We start from the raw sequence: 17,204 nt of genomic DNA, 5'->3' as shown, positions 1-17,204 counted from the left end.
CAAGGGAGGGTTAGACGCGGGGAAGATGGTGCCACATGAGGTGCCCCGTCGGCCTAGGCGGGTGAGTTCACCGCGGCCTTGCGGGGCGGCCGAACCCGGTCCCGGATCCGCCGGATCACGGCGACCAGGCCCTTGGGCTCGGCGAGCAGGAAGATGACGATCAGGAGGCCGTAGAGCAGCAGGCTCATGTCGGTGGTGCTCATCCCGTCCGTTCCGCCGTGCTGGATGAACGGCAGGGAGTCCGAGAAGATGTCGACGATCACCGGCACCATGGTCACGAAGAGGGCGCCGAGGACCGGGCCCCACAGCGACGCCAGGCCGCCGATGACGATGATCGCCAGGTACTCCACCGACAGGTGGACGCCGAACTCGTCCGGCCGGATGTACTCGAGGTTCACCGCGAGCAGGCCGCCGGCGACGCCCGCGATGAAGGTGGACAGGACGAAGGCGTTGGCCTGGGTCCGCATCATGCGCACGCCGAGCACCTCGGCGGCGATGTCGTGGTCCCGGACCGCCTGCATCGCCCGGCCCGCGCGGGTACGCATCACGTTCGCCGTGAGCAGCAGGAACAGCCCCACCATCGACCAGATGAGGATGAACATGCCCTGCTCGCGCACGAACGAGAGCGGGCCGATGGAGAGCTCCGCGAAGTTGATCGGCCCGAGCGTGGCCTCCGCGGTGACGAAGGTTCCCTCGTTACCGCCGGTGATCGACGGGATGTTCCGGGCCACCCAGACGACGATCGCGACCAGGGCGAGCGACACGATCGCCAGGTACGGCCCGTGCAGCCGGAGCGCGAACGGCGCCACCGCCGCGCCGACGACCGCGGCGGCGATGCCCGCGGCCGGCAGCCACACGATCATCGGCAGGCCGAGCTGGCCGCCCACGTACTGGGCGGTGAAGGCACCGATGCTCACGAACGCCGCGTGGCCGAGGGAGAGCTGACCGGCGTAGCCGGTGAGGACGTTCAGGCCCATGGCGGCGATCGCGGCGATGCCCGCCGAGTTCAGCACACCCAGCCAGTACGTGTCGCCGAAGTTGAGGGGGAACGCCACGATGAGGACGATGAACACGGCGACGCCGATCCGGCCGGCGCGGCTGTTCACCAGGCGCAGCTTGGGCGCCGCGTGCTTGCTCGCGGAGTTCTTCTCGGCGACACCGGGGGAGACGTCGACCGCCATCAGATTCGCCTGACCTTCCTGGTCCCGAAGAGGCCCTGGGGACGCACGAGCATGACTGCGATCATAAGCAGGTAGGGCACGACCTCCTCGAAGCCGACCCCGAAGTCCTCGGCCGCGTACACCACGGCGAACTGCTGGATGATGCCGACGATCAGGCCGCCGACCACGGCGCCGAGCGGGGACTCGATGCCGCCGAGGATGATCACCGGCAGGGCGAGCAGCGCGTACTCCTCCAGGCCGGGGCCGAGACCGACACCGCCGGCGGTGGCGAGCATGATGCCGCCGAACGCGCCGAGCGCACCCGCGATCGCCCAGGAGAGCCGGTGCACGAGCTTGTCGCTCACGCCCTGGGCGAGGGCGGCCTCGGGGTCGAGCGCGGTCGCCTGCATGGCGAGGCCGAGCCGGGTGTACCGGAAGAAGAGGCCGAACACGGCGACCACGATGAGCGTCACCACGATCACCGCGACGTTCCGCTCGGTGATGGCGACCTCGCCGATGCGGATCACCTTGAGGCCCCACGGGTCACCGATGGTGAGCTGGCCCGTGCCCCAGAACGCCGACACCACCGGGGGCATCATCATCAGCAGGCCGAAGGTGACGAGGATCGGGGTGTACAGGTTCTTGCTCGCCACCTTGTGGACGGCGACGGCCTCCATCACGGCCGCGACGAGCGCGACGAACAGGATCGACAGCACCGCCGCCACGTAGAACGGCAGGCCCACCTGCTGGTGGAGGAAGTACGTCGAGTACGCGCCCCAGACCACGAACCCGCCCTGGGCGAGGTTGAACACGCCGGTCGCCTTCGACACGATCACGAAGCCGAGGGCGAGCAGCGCGAACACGCAGCCGAGCGAGATGCCGCCCGCGAGGATCTGCAGGTTCTCCGTCATGAGGCGTCCTCCGAGGTGGCGGTGGAGACCGACTCCTTCTTGGCGTCGGAGGCCGACTTCTCCGTCGTGTCCGTGGAGGCCGACCCTTCCTTGAGACCCGCCGTCGCCTGGTTGATGACCTTCTCGTCGGTGCCGCCGATGTAGGCGCGGATGACGCGGGGGTCGTTGACCGCGACGGAGGGCTTGTCGCAGCAGATGACCTCGCCGAAGTCGAGTACCAGCACCCTGTCAGCGACCTTGGTCACCAGCGCCATGTCGTGCTCGATCATAATGATCGTCAGGTCGAGCTCGCGCTTGGCGTTGAGCACCCAGCTCGCGAGCTCCGCGGTCTCCGGCCCGTTCATGCCGGCCACCGGCTCGTCGAGCAGGAGCAGCTTGGGCCGCATCGCGAGCGCCCGGGCCAGCTCGATGCGCTTCTTCACGCCGTACGGCAGGTCCCGGACGAGCTCGTTCCGGATGTCGGAGAGGCCCATCAGCTCGATCAGCGGCATGCAGTCGCGCCGGGCCTCGTACTCCTCGCGGCGGGCCCGGCCGAACCAGAGCATGCCGCTGAGCACGCCCGCCTTCATGAAGTGGTGGCGGCCCAGCACCACGTTGTCGAGGACCGTCATCTCCTCGAACAGCGCGAGGTTCTGGAACGTGCGGGCGATGCCGAGGCGGGCGATGTCGGCCGGCTTGCGGCCGAGCAGGGGCTGGCCCTCGAACTCGACGGTGCCGGACGTGGGCTTGTACACCCCGTTCAGCACGTTGAGCATCGAGGTCTTGCCCGCCCCGTTGGGGCCGATGATGGCGAAGAACTCACCCTTCTCGACCTCGAACGACACGTCCTTGATCGCGGTGATGCCACCGAAGGTGAGCTTGACGTTACGAACCGCGAGCAGCGGCTTGCCGGTGGTCATGCGGTCGCTCCGTGCTTGACGGCGTCGAGCTCGCCGGTGTCCTCGTCCAGGCCGAGGTAGAAGGACTGGATGTGCGGATCGGCGAGCAGTTCCTTGGCCGGTCCCTCTTTCGTCACGGTTCCGTGCGAGAGGATGTATCCGTAGTCGGCGACGGAGAGCGCCATGGTGGCGTTCTGCTCGATGAGCAGGACGCTCGTCCCGGCCTCGCGGATGCCGGCGATCGTGTCCCGGATGTGCTCGACGATGCTCGGCGCGAGACCCAGGGAGGGCTCGTCCAGCACGAGCAGTTCGGGCGACTGCATGAGCGCGCGTCCGATCGCGAGCATCTGCTGCTCACCACCGGACAGATAGCCGGCCATCTGGTTCTGGCGCTCGCGCAGCCGCGGGAACATGTCGTAAATCCAGTCGCGCCGCTCCTTGAGGGCGTTGTCATTGCGCTTGGTAATGCCACCGACGGACAGATTCTGGTCCACGGTGAGCTCGGCGAAGATCCGCCGCCCCTCCAACACCTGGCTGATGCCGGCACGCACGATGCGCCGGGGGTTGAGGCCGACGATCGAGCGTCCCTTCCACCTGATGTCCCCGGAGATCACCGAACCGCCGTGGAAGGACAGCATGCCGGTCACCGCTCGGGTCAGAGTCGTCTTGCCTGCACCGTTCACGCCCAAGAACGCGACCACGGTGCGGGGACGGACCTCGACGTCGATGGATCTCAGCACAGTGATGGCAGGTCCGTACCGGACCGTGAGATCTCGGACGACGAGCCCCTCGGATGACTGGGACCCGGTTTCCCCACCTGTCACAAAAAGACTCCTCGCTAGGCTGGTTCGACAAGGCGTGTCGGCGACGTTACCCAAGTCACGCCGCACCCGACGACGGCCGAATGACCGCGCGGACAGGACAATGTGCAGCCCCTCACCTACGACAAATGACGCAGGTGAGACTTGTCGTCAGTTCGGCGGTGGCCGACCGGTTTGATACAAGGATGTCACTCTTGACCGGACGTTTGGCCAACCACCGACCAGCCTGGAGTCGGGATGATCTTGCATTCCTCCGGCGTATCAGGTCAAGTGGGGTTTTCGCCTCACGGCAGTGGTGTTGGCGACGGAACCGTCATCAGACCGTAATGGAACAGTGTCGGACATGTCCGGCCATATCGCGCGCCAGTGCGCGGTACGGCCCGGGCCGGAGGCGGGCCTTCAGGGGCGGGGCGACCGCCTGACCCACGGCCTGCTCCACCCGCGCGCCGACCGCCGCCCCGAGGCCGCCAGGCACCTGCGGCAGACCCGGCGTACCCGCTCCGCCGCCCCGCCGGACTCGGGGAACACGTCCGGCCACACCACGTGGTGAAACCGGTGCAGCCCGGCCCGGCTCAGCGGCAGCCCGCACAGCGTCTGGTTCGCGCCCGGCTGCCAGGCGTGCGCCTCCCCCGCGGGAAGCCGTTCCCCGCTCCGCTCGTCGCGCCACTCCCCCGACGCGGCCACCCTCGGCTCCCCTCGCGGCATGCTCCGCCCTCCCGCTCCGGCGTGACGCGGACGGTCCGGCCGGACACCCGAGGCGCCTATGCGCCGGGCAGGCGTCGGCGCCGGAATGGCTGGACGTCCTAGCGTATACATAAATACGTATGGGCGCCGGGCCGCGGCGTGGCCGCGGTCGCCTGCGCGCCGCCGGACACCGGAAAGGACCGGCGTCGGGCCACCGTCACGTGACCACCCGCCAACGGGACGGGGCGCCGTGGGCCCGAGACCGGCACCACCCGGCGGCCGATGCGCCGGGTCGCCATCGCGACGAGCCGCTACCTCCGTCGGTGTCGTGATGTGGCGTCATGCGGCGGACCCTACGTTTCATCGCGGGATCGCCGGTACGGCCCAGGGCCCGCCGATGCCCGGGGCTCCCCGCTGCGGGCCTGATGACCTCGCCTCAGCACAAGCCACCCCTCGGCACCGCCGTCGGCGGGTGAAGGGCCGGACGCGCGCGTCACGGTGTCGTCGGCTGCCGGGTACCCGGTCGGCCCTCGCTCCCGGCCTGCCGCCGAGGGGCGTCTGCGGGCACGTCGATCGGGAGCGGGTCAACGGAGCAGCCCAGAAGCCATAGCGGGGGTGTCGGCCGTACTCGTCACCGGTCTCGGCAGCGCACCCAGGGGAGCAGCCCTGGGGAAGGGTGGCGATCCGATCGCATGCGATCGACCGCGACGACCACTGCACGCGTCCACCACGCTGCAAAGCACGGGAACGGTGCCTTTTCGCAAAAAGGTGATCTATTGTCCACGTCCTCCCTATGAATGCTCGGACGTGGTTCTTCGCCACGGCCTCCATGTGGATTCCAGCGAAACGACATCAATGGCCGTTCATGGTGTCGATAAGCTGCCTTGCCCAAGGGGATATCCGGGAGGCGGACAGGTGTCTCATGAGGCACAGGAAGTCGAGGTCAAATACCGCGTGAAAGACCTGGCGGCGCTGGAAGCCGCGCTGAGCCGGCGCGGTGTGACCTTGTCAACCCCGGTACGGCAGGACGACCAAGCGTATGCACAGGCGGGCTGGAGCCACGGCCACAGCAAGATCGGAGTGGTCTTCGCCCGTCTGCGCACCCAGGAGGGCAGGCACCTGTTTACCGTGAAAAAGCCACTCGACAACGAAATGGCCTGCCTGGAACACGAGACGGAGGTCGCCGACCGGGAACAGATGCATCAGGCTGTCATCGCGATGGGCTTCCGCCCGACCGTTCGCGTCGTGAAGACGCGGCGAACCGGGACGCTGAACGGCACGTCCATCTGCGTCGATGAGATCGAGCACCTCGGGGTGTTCCTCGAGCTTGAACGGACGGCGCGTGCCGGGGAGTCCGGTGTTGTCGTACAGCAACGACTCGATTCCTTCGCGCTCTCACTCGGGGTGGACCTGGAGCGCATCACCGATACCTACGACTCCCTGGTGTACGCCGCGACGACCTCGGCTTGAGCCGACCAGCCGATCGCAGCTCCGCAGGCCTCACAGGAGGGCCAGATCGAGGTGAAGCCGGATCGCGGCGCGATCGATTGATCCCCGCTTCCGCGTCTCATGGGCAGTGGCGCATGCCCGTATACAACCGTCCCGGCCGGATCTCCATGGATGTGGTCGCGATCACGCCTTCCGGCACAGCGGCGGAAAGATCTACCCCCCACTGAATCCCCCTGGGACAGGGGATGCGCGGCCTTTCAGCGGGCGCACCGACAGGACATGCACGTTACCCACTTGTGACCTTTGAGGTCGTGTGCGTACCTTTGAAGTCGCAGCGCACGTTTGACCGATTCATGACGCGGCGCTTGCCATCTGATCGATCGGTCATGCCCCTCCTCGTCCTTGCCCTTGCGCAAGCGGCGCATGACCGTCCTCCGCGTCTCGCGGAGCCGGGGTCCCGCTCCGGCCGACGACCGGCCGGCCATTCCACGCCATGCCCGGGGCACCATCGTGCCCGGCGCCCGGCCGGGCCCCGGCGGACACTGCACCCGACCAAGGAGCCCATCTCGTATGTCGTTCGCCACCGCTCTCCGTGACCGCCTGCGCCATCCCGGTAAGGCCGCCTCGTACGCCCTGGCGAGCGCGGCCCTCGCGACCACCACCGTCGTCGCGGGGTTCGCCGGCGAGGTCCTTGCCGCCCCCGCCGACCACGGCCGGACGCACGCAGCGGCGCAGCAGCAGACGACGCGACTCATCTACGGCGAAGACATCTCCAACCATCAGCCCGACCACGACTGGCAGGCGAGCCCGGCCCAGTTCGGCATCATCAAGGCGACCGAGGGCACCGACTTCCGGGACGCCACCTTCGCCCGCCACTGGGCGGAGCTGGCGAAGAAGGGCATCGTGCGCGGCGCCTACCACTTCGCGCACCCGGCCAACGACCCGATCGCCGAGGCCGAGCACTTCCTCGCCATGGTGAACGCCCACCCCGCCAAGGCCGGCGACCTGCTCGTCCTCGACCTAGAGGTCACCGACGGCAAGAGCCCCGAGGAGGTCAACGCCTGGGCGAAGGCCTGGCTCGCGCACGTGCGGGCGAAGACCGGGATCAAGCCGATGATCTACAGCGGCTGGGCGTTCGCCGACACCAACCTCAAGGGTCTCGGCGAGTACCCGCTCTGGGTCGCCCACTACAGCAAGCCCAAGGGCACCGTCACCCCGCCCGCCGACTGGACGAGCTGGGCGATCCACCAGTACTCCGAGACGCCCATCGACCAGAACGTCTCGGCGCTCTCCCCGGACCGGCTCCGCGCCCTCGGCCGCCCCGGCCGCTGACCCGGAAGGCCGTCAGTACGGCGTACGGCTCAGCCAGTCCGCCCAGACCTTCTCCTCGCCGAAGAGCCGCACCCCCGCCTCGGCGGCGGTGCGGCGGCGTACCAGGGTGAGCAGCAGGTCGGACGCCCGGCCGCGCGCGGCCGCGGTGCCCTTGCCGTGGCCGTGCTCCCAGCGCACGCCGTCGGGGTCACCGTGGATCATCCACTCGCCGGTCGGTCCAAGGTCCTCGGTGGCGTGCAGGTGGAGGGTGACGCCGGGCTCCAGCGGGGACGTCTCCCCCGTCGCCCGGGCGGCGACCAGGTCGAGCCACTCGCTCACCCCGTCCGCGGCCACCTCCGGCTCGAGCTCGTACGGCGCGTTGAGGGCGAGCGCGGCGTCCGCGCGGTGCACGGTCGCCTCGTGCAGCCTGCGGCGGATCCACCAGGCGGCGGGGCGCGGGCCGAGGAACGTCCACACCGGGGTCTCCGGACCGGCGCCGGCGACCGCGTCGATCACGGCGCGCGCGCCGGCGTGCAGCCACTCGATGGCGCCCTCGATGTCGCTCGGCGGCTTGCCGTCGCGGACCTCGCGCGGGTCGAGCATCCGGTCCACCCGGTCGGTGATGATCTGGGCCGCCCAGCGGTGGCCGCGGCCGAGGTGCCGGAACAGCTGTGTGACGGTCCAGCCGGGGCAGGTCGGCACCGGCGCCGACCAGTCGGCGTCCCGGACGGTCTCCCCGAACAGTTCGGTCTGCTCTAGCAGGGCGGCGGTGTGGTCCATAAGGGGATCATCTCACCGGCCGCTTCCCCGCACACGTGAGCGACTCGCGACCTGTGGACAACTCGGCGCACCGCCACCCGGGCGGCGGGCGGTCGCCGACACGCGCGGCCCTGCAACGGCGCAGGTCACCCGGCCCGGCTCCGCCGTACAAGAAATGCCGTACAAGAAATAGGGCCCCGGCCGGAATCCGCCGGGGCCGGGTAGGTCAGCGCGGCCAGCAGATCTTGTAGTCGTGCCGGGCCGAGTTGTACGAGCACTTGTCCACGAGCCTGCCGGAGGGGTCGCGCAGGTACGCGGTGTCCCGCACCTGGTTCCAGATGTAGGCGAAGGTCCCCCCGCTCCTGCCCCAGTAGACCGTGGTGGAGGTGTCCTTGCCCTTGCCGGTCCGCAGCGTGACGATCTTGCCGGGCTTCAGGATGAAGTTCTTGAAGGTGTAGATGTGGTCCTTCCGCTTCGTGTCGTCCCGGACGGTCCACCCCTTCAGGTTGATCGCCTTCCGCGTCATGTTCCTGAGCTGGATGTACTCGCCGTTCAGGCTGCGGTTCCCGCCGTAGTCCGGCGAGCCCGGCGAGTCGTAGTAGATCTTGATGATGCGGACGGCCGGCGCCGCCGCGTGAGCGGGCGAAGAGACGACGACCACGCCGGCGGTCAGCATCGCTGCCGTCAGCAGGCATCGGATACGCACAGAGCCACTCCGAACATTTGGGGGATATGACCGGATTGATCGTATTCACGGCATGATCCGGCCGATCAGCGTTCGCGTATCGATCCGGTATCCGTGGCCGCCGGCTCCCCCGGCGCCGCCCGCGCCGCCACGGCCACCGGCCGCGGTCCTCCCGCCGCCCGGCGTGAGAGGATCGGCGGCGTGGCGGGTAACGTTCGGCGACTGTTGATCGTGCACCACACGCCCTCGCCCACGCTCCAGGAGCTCTTCGAGGCGGTACGGCGGGGCGCCACCACCGACGAGATCGAGGGTGTGGAGGTGGTCACGCGCGCCGCGCTGCGCGCCGGGCCGGTCGACGTGCTCGAGGCCCACGGCATCGTCCTCGGCACGCCCGCGAACATCGGCTACATGAGCGGCGCGCTCAAGCACTTCTTCGACACGATCTACTACCCGTGTCTGGAGGAGACCCGGCGCCTGCCGTACGGGCTGTACGTGCACGGCAACAACGACGCGACCGGCGCGGTCCGCGCGGTGGAGTCGATCGCCACCGGGCTCGGCTGGGAGCGCGTGCGCGAGCCGGTGGTCGTGCTGGGCACGCCCGGCAAGGACGACCTGGAGGCGTGCTGGGAGCTCGGCGCCACGGTCGCCGCCACGATCAGCCCCGCGTGATCGCCGCGTCCGCGGGCGGAAAAGGCCGGGCGGATCGCCGGGCAGGGAGGCTTGGGCCGGCGATCCGCCCGGGGCTCGGCGGGTCAGAGCCCGTCGAGGAAACGGCGATGGCCGCGGGAGAACTCGTACGAGTTGAACCGGTCCCAGTTGATCGACCAGGCCATCAGGCCGCGCAGGTTCGGGTAGACGCCGCGCGGCCGGTAGCCTCCGCAGCCGGTGCCCTTCACCAGGCACGTGACGGCCTTCTGGACCTCCGCCACCGTGGTGAAGCCGTTGCCCGCGTACGGCGCGGCGGGCAGGCCGATGGCGACCTGGTCCTGCCGCAGCGGCGGGAACACGTTGCCGGGGTTGCCGCGGACCGGGAAGCCCGCGAGCACCATGTCGGCCATGGCGACGTGGAAGTCGGCGTTGCCCATGGTGTGGTACCGGTCGTCCAGCCCCATGATCGGCCCGGAGTTGTAGTGCTGCACGTGCAGCAGGGTGAGGTCGTTCCGCAGGGCGTGGATCACCGGCAGGTACGCCCCGGCCCGCGGGTCCTGGCCCCCGTCGCCCGGGCCGTAGAACTGGTAGCCGAGCTGCACGAAGAACGTCTCCGGCGCCATGGTGAGCACGAAGCGCGAGCCGTACCTCGCCTTCAGGGTGCGCAGCGCCGAGATGAGGTTGACCACGACCGGGGTGGTCGGGTTGCGGAAGTCGGTGTCGCCCGGGTTCAGGTACAGGGAGTGGCCCTCGAAGTCGATGTCGAGGCCGTCGAGGCCGTACCGGTCGATGATCTCGGAGACGGACCGGACGAACGCGTCCCGGGCCGCGGTCGTGGTGAGCTGGACCTGCCCGTTCTGGCCGCCGATGGAGAGCAGGACCTTCTTGCCCGCCCGCTGCTTGGCGCGGATGGCGGCGATGAACTCGGCCTCGCTCTCCACCCCGGGGCACTCCGCGGCCGGGCACCGGGTGAAGCGGATCTCGCCGGAGGTGGGCGAGGTCGGCTCGCCGAAGGCGAGGTTGATGAAGTCCCACTCGTCCGGCACGTCCGCCATCCGGACGTACCCGGACCCGTTGGCGAACGTGGCGTGCAGGTAGCCGACGAGCAGCCGGTCGCCCGGGGTGGGCGACGGGCTCGTCGTCGGCTCCTCCGTCGGGGTCGGGCTCGGCTCCGGGCTCTCCGACGGGGTCGGCGACGGGGACGGGGAGGGCGACCCCGGCGCGTCGCCGGGGCCGTCCAGCTCGACGTCGTCGACGTGGTACGTGCCCTGGCCGTACCAGCCGTTCACGTGGATCGTCACGCTCGTCTGCCCCGGGGACGTGGTGAACGAGGTGCTGAGCCGGGTCCACGTGCCGCCCGGGGAGGCCCAGGTCTCGCCGTGGCCCTCGGCGCCGAGGAACACGAAGTTCCCGCGTACCCAGGCCGAGAGCGTGTACGTCGAGGACGGCTTGACGGTGATCGTCTGGCGGCAGCGGGCGAGGTCGGTGCCCTCGGGCGTGCCGGCGAGCGCCCGGGACCCGCTGCGGACCGGCGAGGTGACCGCCTCGGCCCGGCCGGTGCAGGTCCAGCCGGTCAGGCCGGCCTCGAAGCCGGGGTTGACGGCGAGGTTCGCCGCCCGGGCGGGCTGGGCGGCGGCGAGCGTCGCCGCGGCGAAGGTGAGCGCCGCGGCGACCGAGGCCGCCGCCGTACGCGCGGCCGTACGGATGCGGATCATGCGGCGGCCTCCTACGGGAGCGTGGCGAGGTGCGGCTTGACGGTCCGGGCGAAGTTCCAGTTGTGCGTGGCGTCCCAGTTGATCGACCAGGTCATCGCGCCGCGGATGCCCGGGTAGGCGCGCGGCGGTACGAACCGGCCGCAGTCGGTGCGGGTGGCCAGGCAGGTGAGCGCCTGGTTGACCACGGACGGGTCGACCACGCCGCCGCCGGCCGCGCCGGGACCGGCCGGGAGGCCGAGCGCCACCTGGTCGGGCCGCAGGCCGTTCTCGAGCTGGATGCAGGCGAGCGCGGTGATGAAGTCGACGTTGCCCTGGCTGTACGCGAAGGACCGGTCGCAGCCGAGCATCGAGCCGGAGTTGTAGTACTGGGTGTGCACCACGGTGAGGATGTCGCGGATGTTCAGCGCCAGCTTGAAGTACTCCGCGCTCGTCGACTGCATGTCGATGGTCTGCGGCGCCATCGTGATGATCAGCCCGTTGCCGGCCTTGCCGTGCAGGCGGCGCAGCGCCTCCTCCATGTACGTGGCGTTGAGGCCGTTCTCCAGGTCGATGTCGACGCCGTCGAAGCCGTAGCTCTGCATGATCGCGTAGACGGAGTCGGCGAACCTGGTGGCCGCCGCGCTGCCGGCCACCTGGATGCGGCCGGCCTCACCGCCGACCGACAGGATGACCTTCTTGCCGCGCGACTTCAGCGCCTGCACGTCGGCGCGGAACTGGGCGTCGGTGTAGCCGCCGAGCGCCGCGGACAGCTCGGGGTCGAGGGAGAACCGCACCTCGCCGGGGTTGCTCGTCGCCTCGCCGAACGCGATCGCGATCACGTCGTACTCGTCCGGTACCTGCGACAGCCGCAGCTCGGTGGCCGGGTTGACGAAGTTGTGCCAGTAGCCGGTGAGGAAGTGCCTGGGCAGCGAGCCGGTCGGGCAGCCGCCGGTGGTGGCGCTCACCGGGTCGCTCGCCGCGGACTCGCCCTGCGCGTTGTACGCGCGCACGGTGTAGGTGTGCGAGGAGCACGCGGACAGGCCGCTGATCGTGGCGCTCGTGCCGGTGACGGTGGCGCGCACCGTGCCGCCCTCGTAGACGCGGTAGCCGGTCACGGTCCCGCTCGCGGCGCCCCACGACAGCGAGATCGAGGTGTTCGTGACCCCGGTGACCGTGGGCGTGCCGGGCTTGCCGGGCACCCCGTCGCCGGGGGTCGGCGTGGGGCCGGGGCCGCCGCCCTCACACGGCTCGCCGTTCACCGTGCACCCGCTGATCACCGCCCCGGCGCCGCCCGGGCTGCCGATGAAGCCGAAGCTGACGCTGCCGCCGGGCGGGATGGCCGCGTTCCAGGACAGGTTGGTGAAGGTGAAGTGCTGCCCGCTGCGGGTCATCGCGGCGTCCCAGAACGAGCCGATGTTCGACCCGGCGGGCAGGTCGAACTCGACCCGCCATCCGTTGACGGCGGTGCTCCCGCCGTTGGTGATGATGAACCTGCCCTCCCAGCCGGTCCCCCAGTCGGAGACCTTGGTGAAGGTGGCGGTGGGCGTGGCGGCGTTGGCCGGTACGGCCGTGAGGAGCATGGCGACGAGCGCGGCCGCGAGCGCGACGGCCACGGACGGCGCCCGCCGGAAGATCCTGCGATGCATTGCGAACCTCTGCGGGGGATGGGGGTGGGGGGTACGGCGTCCGCGTGCCCGGCGGCGGGCCGGCGTGCTCGCGGAGCTCCGGGACGTGAGGGCGACAGAGGCGAACGAGCCGATGATCAACGGGCCGATAAGCGAGCTGGCAGCATGGTTTAGTTAGTAAACTTTCCTAATAGTTGTGCCCGATTGTAAAGCCGTGTCGAGACGGCGAGCAAGACCTTGACGGGCCGCAACCTGAAACAGACTCGCGTACGGCACCGCGCTTCCCGCCGCCCGCCGGTTACGTGGCCGCGGATCGGCAGGCCGCCGGCGGCACGGCTCACCGGGCGAACCGGACCGTGCAGCCGCCGGCCTGACCCGTGAGCGTACGACGGCTGATTCCTGACGTGGCCTTGCCCGCCACCACCGGTCGACGCCCATGCGGTTCAGGCGCCACCAGCGCACGGCGGTCCGGCCGCGCCACGCCGCGGTGGAGACTCGGGACGCCCCTGCGTCGGTGGCGGGCCTTCCGCGCATGCCGGCGCGGCCGACGACCGAGGCCGCCGGCCGCGCTGGATGTGGCGTGTCAGATTCAGAGGTGAAGGGCTTGGTCGCGGTATCCCTATCAGGAAGGTTTCCTAATAGTTGCGATGCAGTGTAGGACTCCGCCGGAGACCCGACAAGGCCCGACTTCACGGCCCTCGCCCCCGTGAAGCCCCGGCGACACCCTCATCACGCCCCGCCGTCACCGCCCACCGCGTACGAGAACCACACCCGGAGGCCGCCGCCCGGCAGCCGGCGCCAGCCGACCGTGCGGGCCACCGCCGCCACCAGCGTGAGGCCGCGCCCGTGCTCGCTCATGTCGTCGCACAGGCCTCCGGGACCGCCGAGGCGCGGCACGCCGTCGCCCTGGTCGTCCACGGCGCCGCGTACGCAGCCGTCCGCGGCCCACAGCCACAGGTGGACGGGCGCCACCCCGTGCACCACCGCGTTCGTGACGAGCTCGGACACGATCAGCAGCACGTCGTACGCCGCGTCGGCGTCGAGCGCCCATTCGCTGAGCAGCTTGCCCGCGAACTCCCGCGCCTCCCCGGCCGCCTGGAGGCCGCCAGGGATCGCAAGATGATGCGCGTCGGCCGGGACGCTCATCCGATCGGCCCCCGTCCGGTCACCGCTCCCGGCCGCGGGCCGTGACTCCCCCGCCGACCCGGGCCCGCCAGGCCCGATGGACCCTTATGCGGCACGGGCAGGGCGCACGGGTTGGAACGGTCCAGGTAACGGCGAACCGGGCTTTGCCGTACGCCCTGGGTCAGGCGCAGGCGGTACTGGCACATCGAACCTACCTGTAAAGCATGCAATATCCGGACATAGGCGGTAACGCCTGTCGACATAACCCGGAAACCTCCGATCCGGTCTCCGTGGACCCGTTGGACGCACCTCGCCAACGGGTCCCCCTGTTTTTCCTCACACCCTTTCATGGCAATGCCATGATGAGGATCAAGTAAAGAACCGGGAACGGTCTCCCCTGGTCGCCGACATCCAAAACCGCCAGTGGATCGAGGCGCAATGGGAAAGTTATCTAATCAATACAAAGCAGTCAGAGTCGATGACTTTCCCGCGTACGTGATCGGGGTACGCACTCCGGCGGTGGCGCAACGACCCGCGAGGCATGACGGTGCAGCCCGCGGCCCAGGCCGTCCATCGCGGCCTCTCCCGCTCGGCCGGCGAGAGCACGCGGAACGCGACACCGGACACGTGATCCACGAGCCCGACACCCCGTATGACACAAATGGTCGATTTGTAAACCTTGCCGCATCTTTCCTGAATTGCACCGATATCGGGATGTCGTGGAATCGACGCGTCCCGTCCGAAGCGAGAACGATGAAATCGAACGCCGGAAGCCGATGCGGCTCATCCCGGTCCTCGGCATTCACGCCGTCCGTCCGGACGTCCTCAACCGCGTTTTCGACGCGGCCGATAAATCCATCGGGGGCGATCCCGAACGATCCCGACGAGTGGGCATGGGCCGTAACGAGCGATGGCACCGCTACACGACCTGCCGTCCCGGCGAAGCCCTGCCCATGCTCACGACCGCCCTCCTTCAGGTGACCGGTCCGCTGGAGAAACGGAGGCGAAGCCGACGGCCGGTACCGGCAAACGGAACGATGAACAGCAGAGTGGACACCGTACCGCTCGGCCACGGCTCGCCGACCGTTGAGGATGGGCGGAACGGTCAGTGGGACGTGCTAGCAAAGAGGGGTGCCTGAGAACCAGCTCCCCGACCAGCCCGACGAGCCGTCTGCGGCGTTCCCCGGCGAGCCGTACCCGGAAGAGGATGCGGGGACGGTGCCGGACGGGACCTTCGCAGACCGGCCCTACTTCGCCGCGGTGGACGTCGACCGTGAGGCGCTGCGCGAGGAGGCCGAAGCGCGGCTGAGGGCGCTCGCCGGGGAGCACGCGAGGCTGCGCGACGACCAGTGGGCGGCGATCGAGGCGCTCGTCGTCGAGCGCAGGCGCGTGCTGGTGGTGCAGCGGACCGGCTGGGGCAAGTCGGCCGTGTACTTCGTCGCCACGGCGCTGCTGCGGGAACTCGGCGAGGGACCGACCGTGATCGTCTCGCCGCTGCTGGCGCTCATGCGCAACCAGATCGCCGCCGCCGAGCGGGCCGGCATCCACGCCGCGACGATCAACTCGGCGAACCTCGAGGAGTGGGAGTCCATCTACGCCGACGTCGCCGCGGGCGAGGTCGACGTCCTGCTGGTCAGCCCGGAACGGCTCAACAACCCCGACTTCCGCGACCGCGTGCTGCCCGAGCTCGCCGAGAGCGCCGGGCTCGTGGTCGTGGACGAGGCCCACTGCATCTCCGACTGGGGCCACGACTTCCGCCCCGACTACCGCCGCCTGCGCACCCTGTTCGCCCGGCTCCCGCCGGGCGTGCCGATCCTCGCCACCACCGCGACCGCGAACGCCAGGGTGACCCGCGACGTCGCCGAGCAGCTCGGCGAGTCCACCATGGTGCTGCGCGGCCCGCTCCAGCGGGAGAGCCTCCACTTCAGCGTGGTACGCACGTCGAGCCCCGAGCAGCGGCTCGCCTGGCTCGCCCAGACCCTCCACGAGCTGCCCGGCTCCGGCATCGTGTACACGCTAACCGTCGCCGCGGCCGAGGAGATCGCCGCCTACCTGCGCGACCAGGGCCACGCGGTCGCCGCGTACTCGGGCCAGACCGACCCCGCCGAGCGGCTCGCCGCCGAGCAGGACCTGCTCGACAACAAGATCAAGGCACTCGTGGCCACGTCCGCGCTCGGCATGGGCTTCGACAAGCCCGACCTCGGCTTCGTCGTGCACGTGGGCGCGCCGCCCTCCCCCGTGGCGTACTACCAGCAGGTGGGCCGGGCCGGCCGCGGCGTGGAGCGGGCCGAGGTGATCCTGCTGCCGGGCCCCGAGGATCGCGACATCTGGGCCTACTTCGCCTCGCTGGCGTTCCCGCCCGAGCCGGTGGTGCGCCGCACCCTCGAGGTGCTCGCCGAGGCGGGCACGCTCTCCACGCCCGCGCTGGAGGCGAAGGTCGACCTGAGCCGCGGCCGCCTGGAGATGATGCTCAAGGTGCTCGACGTCGACGGCGCGGTACGGCGGGTGCCCGGCGGCTGGCAGGCCACCGGCGAGCCGTGGACGTACGACGCCGAGCGGTACGCCCGGGTCGCGGCCGAGCGCAAGGCCGAGCAGCAGGCGATGCTCGACTACATCGCCACCACCGGCTGCCGCGAGGAGTTCCTCCGCCGCCACCTCGACGACGAGACCGCCGCCTCGTGCGGCCGCTGCGACAACTGCACCGGCGTCCACCGCTCCCCCGACGTCGATGCCGAGGCGGTCAGCGCCGCGGCCGAACGCCTGCGCCGCCCCGGCGTCGAGTTCCAGGTCCGCCGCCAGTGGCCGACCGGCATCCCCGACCTGTCCGGCCGTATCAAGCCCCAGTTCGCCGCCGAGCCCGGCCGTGCCCTCGGCCGCCTCACCGACCTCGGCTGGGGCACCCGCCTCCGCGCCCTCCTGGCCGAGGACGCCCCCGACACCCCGGTCCCCGACGACGTCTTCGCCGCCGTCATCCAGGTCCTCGCCGCCTGGCACTGGCCCCAGCGCCCGGTCGCGGTCGTCAACATGCCCTCGCACCGCCGCCCGCAACTCGTCCGCACCCTCGCCGACCGCATCGCCCGCACCGGCCGCCTCCCCCACCTCGGCGAACTGGCCTACCGCGCAGGCTCACCGGGCCGCCAGTACAACAGCGCCCAACGCGTCCAGGCCATCCGCGCCACCCTCACCCTCCCCCCGGACCTCGGCCAGGCACTCCGCGGCCTCAACGGCCCGGTCCTCCTTGTCGACGACCGCATCGACACCGGCTGGACCATGACCATGGCCGCCGCCCTCCTCCGCCACGCCGGCGCCCCTGCCGTACTCCCCTTCGCCCTCGCGGTGACCGGCTGACAGGCAGCCGTCGCGCCGGGCACGCCGTCATGCTCGGCCTCGGGCGAGAGATCCAAGGGTGCCGGCAGGTTGAACAGCAGGCCGACGGCGACTCGGCGGGTCTCGT

The 17,204-nt window shown here is 70.3% G+C and carries 15 protein-coding genes; 5 read left to right on the top strand and 10 right to left on the bottom strand.

All coding sequences use genetic code 11. From position 1 onward, the window contains the following. Positions 1–53: 53 nt before the first annotated feature. From FHX40_RS08830 to FHX40_RS08810, 5 genes are all read right to left on the bottom strand, one after another. Complete coding sequence (locus FHX40_RS08830; RefSeq protein ID WP_142259155.1) at positions 54–1,181, bottom strand: branched-chain amino acid ABC transporter permease; 1,128 nt, start codon at positions 1,179–1,181, stop codon at positions 54–56. Continuing rightward, positions 1,181–2,071 (bottom strand): branched-chain amino acid ABC transporter permease, encoded by an 891-nt coding sequence (locus tag FHX40_RS08825; protein WP_142259154.1) that lies wholly within the window; start codon positions 2,069–2,071, stop codon positions 1,181–1,183. Before FHX40_RS08825 ends, FHX40_RS08830 begins: the two co-directional genes overlap by 1 nt. Then, entirely contained in the window at positions 2,068–2,970 is a 903-nt protein-coding gene (locus tag FHX40_RS08820; protein ID WP_142259153.1) for an ABC transporter ATP-binding protein, read from the bottom strand. Before FHX40_RS08820 ends, FHX40_RS08825 begins: the two co-directional genes overlap by 4 nt. Then, positions 2,967–3,689, bottom strand: coding sequence for an ABC transporter ATP-binding protein (locus FHX40_RS08815; RefSeq protein WP_229789131.1), 723 nt, complete (start codon positions 3,687–3,689; stop codon positions 2,967–2,969). Before FHX40_RS08815 ends, FHX40_RS08820 begins: the two co-directional genes overlap by 4 nt. A 480-nt stretch (positions 3,690–4,169) precedes the next feature. Continuing rightward, positions 4,170–4,454 (bottom strand): hypothetical protein, encoded by a 285-nt coding sequence (locus FHX40_RS08810; protein ID WP_211350215.1) that lies wholly within the window; start codon positions 4,452–4,454, stop codon positions 4,170–4,172. A 915-nt stretch (positions 4,455–5,369) separates the two neighbouring features. Here FHX40_RS08810 and cyaB point away from each other — a divergent pair. Next, positions 5,370–5,924: a class IV adenylate cyclase gene (gene cyaB, locus FHX40_RS08805; RefSeq protein WP_229789132.1), complete on the top strand. Its 555-nt coding sequence runs from the start codon at positions 5,370–5,372 to the stop codon at positions 5,922–5,924. Positions 5,925–6,473: 549 nt separating this feature from the next. Next, positions 6,474–7,235, top strand: coding sequence for a glycoside hydrolase family 25 protein (locus FHX40_RS08800; RefSeq protein ID WP_170198774.1), 762 nt, complete (start codon positions 6,474–6,476; stop codon positions 7,233–7,235). 12 nt (positions 7,236–7,247) lie between these two features. On the opposite strand, the gene FHX40_RS08795 is transcribed toward FHX40_RS08800, so the two are convergent. Both FHX40_RS08795 and FHX40_RS08790 read right to left on the bottom strand, forming a co-directional pair. Further along, positions 7,248–7,994, bottom strand: coding sequence for a maleylpyruvate isomerase family mycothiol-dependent enzyme (locus FHX40_RS08795; RefSeq protein WP_142259149.1), 747 nt, complete (start codon positions 7,992–7,994; stop codon positions 7,248–7,250). A 205-nt stretch (positions 7,995–8,199) separates the two neighbouring features. Next, positions 8,200–8,649: a lamin tail domain-containing protein gene (locus tag FHX40_RS08790; RefSeq protein ID WP_142259148.1), complete on the bottom strand. Its 450-nt coding sequence runs from the start codon at positions 8,647–8,649 to the stop codon at positions 8,200–8,202. Between the two features lie 210 nt (positions 8,650–8,859). Here FHX40_RS08790 and FHX40_RS08785 point away from each other — a divergent pair, with 210 nt between their 5' ends. Then, a complete protein-coding gene (locus FHX40_RS08785) occupies positions 8,860–9,327 on the top strand; it encodes a flavodoxin family protein (protein WP_142259147.1) in 468 nt (155 codons plus the stop codon). 83 nt (positions 9,328–9,410) lie between these two features. Here the strand turns inward: FHX40_RS08785 and FHX40_RS08780 are convergent, their stop codons facing one another. From FHX40_RS08780 to FHX40_RS08765, 3 genes are all read right to left on the bottom strand, one after another. Further along, positions 9,411–11,021, bottom strand: coding sequence for a chitinase (locus tag FHX40_RS08780; RefSeq protein ID WP_142259146.1), 1,611 nt, complete (start codon positions 11,019–11,021; stop codon positions 9,411–9,413). Positions 11,022–11,032: 11 nt separating this feature from the next. After that, the gene (locus FHX40_RS25035; protein ID WP_170198773.1) at positions 11,033–12,646 is read right to left on the bottom strand and encodes a chitinase; all 1,614 of its coding nucleotides are present in this window, start codon (positions 12,644–12,646) and stop codon (positions 11,033–11,035) included. A gap of 708 nt (positions 12,647–13,354) precedes the next feature. After that, positions 13,355–13,771, bottom strand: a complete 417-nt coding sequence (locus tag FHX40_RS08765) for an ATP-binding protein (protein WP_142259145.1) — start codon at positions 13,769–13,771, stop codon at positions 13,355–13,357. A gap of 698 nt (positions 13,772–14,469) precedes the next feature. Between FHX40_RS08765 and FHX40_RS08760 the strand changes: the two genes are divergently transcribed. Next, positions 14,470–14,889 carry a hypothetical protein gene (locus FHX40_RS08760; protein WP_142259144.1) on the top strand — a complete coding sequence of 140 codons (420 nt, stop codon included), beginning with the start codon at positions 14,470–14,472 and terminating at the stop codon, positions 14,887–14,889. A 121-nt stretch (positions 14,890–15,010) separates the two neighbouring features. Continuing rightward, the gene (locus FHX40_RS08755; RefSeq protein ID WP_142261641.1) at positions 15,011–17,098 is read left to right on the top strand and encodes a RecQ family ATP-dependent DNA helicase; all 2,088 of its coding nucleotides are present in this window, start codon (positions 15,011–15,013) and stop codon (positions 17,096–17,098) included. Positions 17,099–17,204 lie beyond the last annotated feature (106 nt).

This window comes from Thermopolyspora flexuosa (assembly GCF_006716785.1).
GTDB lineage: Bacteria > Actinomycetota > Actinomycetes > Streptosporangiales > Streptosporangiaceae > Thermopolyspora > Thermopolyspora flexuosa.
The sequence above is the reverse complement of the archived record's forward strand: the minus strand, read 5'-3'. Positions and strand labels throughout refer to the sequence as shown.